At 21.1% G+C, this 2039-nt stretch carries 3 protein-coding genes and 1 pseudogene; 1 reads left to right on the top strand and 3 read right to left on the bottom strand.

Annotated elements, in window-relative coordinates; genetic code table 11:
• Nucleotides 1-94: 94 nt before the first annotated feature.
• Nucleotides 95-256 (top strand): annotated as a pseudogene (locus BUA70_RS12840) (IS3 family transposase); the annotation flags it as partial.
• 173 nt (nt 257-429) lie between these two features.
• Here the strand turns inward: BUA70_RS12840 and BUA70_RS12835 are convergent.
• From BUA70_RS12835 to BUA70_RS13090, 3 genes are all read right to left on the bottom strand, one after another.
• A complete protein-coding gene (locus BUA70_RS12835; protein ID WP_072897908.1) occupies nt 430-1032 on the bottom strand; it encodes a DUF4352 domain-containing protein in 603 nt (200 codons plus the stop codon).
• Nucleotides 1033-1527: 495 nt separating this feature from the next.
• Nucleotides 1528-1698: a hypothetical protein gene (locus BUA70_RS13095; protein WP_159429656.1), complete on the bottom strand. Its 171-nt coding sequence runs from the start codon at nt 1696-1698 to the stop codon at nt 1528-1530.
• An 87-nt stretch (nt 1699-1785) separates the two neighbouring features.
• Entirely contained in the window at nt 1786-1929 is a 144-nt protein-coding gene (locus BUA70_RS13090) for a hypothetical protein (RefSeq protein ID WP_159429655.1), read from the bottom strand.
• Nucleotides 1930-2039: the final 110 nt, after the last annotated feature.

The following is a 2039-nucleotide window of genomic DNA, read 5'->3' as shown; positions in this document are numbered from 1 at the left end:
CTTCTGCCCTTACTCATAATGGACACATCCTTTCTTAACTAAATATTATTTTACTTAGTTCGACTTAATGTGTCCACTACTTTATACTAACACCAAGAAGGAAGAAATATATAGAAATACATACCGTACCTTCGAAGAAGCTAATATAGCTATATTTAAATATATTGAAGGTTGGTATAACAGAAAAAGGATACACTCTTCTATTAATTACATGACTCCAGATCAATGTGAATTATTAGCTAGAAGTGCAGCATGAAAAAGTTTGACTTTTTGTGTCCAAAATATTGACATAAGACCACAAATAAAGTTATAAAAAATCCAATTGGGATAAATACTAAAGAAAAATTTAATATTATTTTTTTCATTTTATCTTCCTTTTTGGTATATGTATTAATTTTTACTTAAATATTATGAACAAAATATTTGTTTTTATGTTATTTTAAAATATGTATGATAATGAAGTAACATTAAATCATTAATTTTTTCTTCTTTTGGTATTTGAAATATTAGATATTGATATTTTATTGCTTTCGGATCTATATCATCAAAAAACGCAAAATTTTTATTGTTTTTTTCATCACAAATATTACTTATAATAATAAAGCTTAATCTATCACTTACATATGATTTTTTAGAAGTAACATTTTCTAATGAGAAATCATTAATATTTATTTTATAAGATATAGATTCTGAATTTCTAATTTTTAATTTAAGTATTATAAATTTATTGTTGTTTAACTTATATAAATTTTTATTAGCTTTTATTTCATTTCTTTCTTCTGAACTAATAATTTGAATATCAAATTTACTTGATTTAGCAATATCACCTAATTCAACTATTGAGTAATTATCTATACCATATTTAGGATTTACTTTTCCCATAGTAATATTTTCTGTAATATTAGCTATAGAATAACCTGGTACAATCATCGTACAAATTTTAAATATGTTCTTATATCCCAATAATAGTGTAGAAAATATAATAAAAATAATTATAAAATAAATCTTTAATATTAATATTTTTTTTTCCATTTAACCTCCTTTATATATTATTAGAAAATTTTCTTTTAAGATTAATTTAATAATATATAACTATATTACCATAAAAATCAATATTTTATCATTTTTATACTCTTATAAATAAAATTCAATAAAATTTAGCTATATATATTACTAATTTAAAATTATAATTAAACATAAAAATAAGAGGTTGTTTTAAGGAGAAGTTTTTTAATAAGAGTAGAATTAAATATTATAAAAAGGCAAGATTTAAAGTTAAAGAACTATATAGAAAAGATACTCATATTGGTTATGATGAATTTATTAGGATGTAATTTGATTTATAATTTATCCTCTTCTTATTGATTATTTAATTTAGACTCGAAATCTTATAAATACGTTACTTGAAAATTTTATAGAAATTTCAAAACTAAATTATTTTACTGTTAAATGATACTTTTCTTTCAAATCTTTCTTCATAGATTTCATCAACCTAATTAAGTATATTTCTTAAATATAAATTTATTTCTAATTTATATTAATATATTTATTACTATTGGTTTTATACCAATTAGGTATTATTGTTTTAAATTTATTATAATCATTAAAAGCATTAATGCAGCGTTTTTTCATTCCATTTATTTCATTATCTCCAAACTTTTCAGCCCATACTATTGAATCTAAAGATGTATATGCCACATATATAGCAAGAATATTCCAAAATTCTAAAGAAGGTTCACCATCAAAATATCCATGAATTTTACCAATAGAAAAAGAATTATTAACTTAAACATTAAAACTTTGTATCTTATAAAACTCTTCGTATTTATATCCATATTTCCATCTATTAAAATCAATAACAGCAATCCTTTGAAAAGGAGTTAATACTAAAATTGGTCTTATGTCAATATTTTGGACACAAAAAGTCAAACTTTTTCATGCTGCACTTCTAGCTAATAATTCACATTGATCTGGAGTCATGTAATTAATAGAAGAGTGTATCCTTTTTCTGTTATACCAACCTTCAATATATTTAAATA

The sequence above is a fragment of the Clostridium fallax genome, assembly GCF_900129365.1.
Classification (GTDB): domain Bacteria; phylum Bacillota; class Clostridia; order Clostridiales; family Clostridiaceae; genus Clostridium_AH; species Clostridium_AH fallax.
This window is presented reverse-complemented; position numbering and strand designations above follow the sequence as displayed.

What these genes read in the sequence shown, in the direction of transcription:
- BUA70_RS12835 (WP_072897908.1), bottom strand. Translation starts at nt 1,032, where the DNA reads ATGGAAAAAAAAATATTAATATTAAAGATTTATTTTATAATTATTTTT.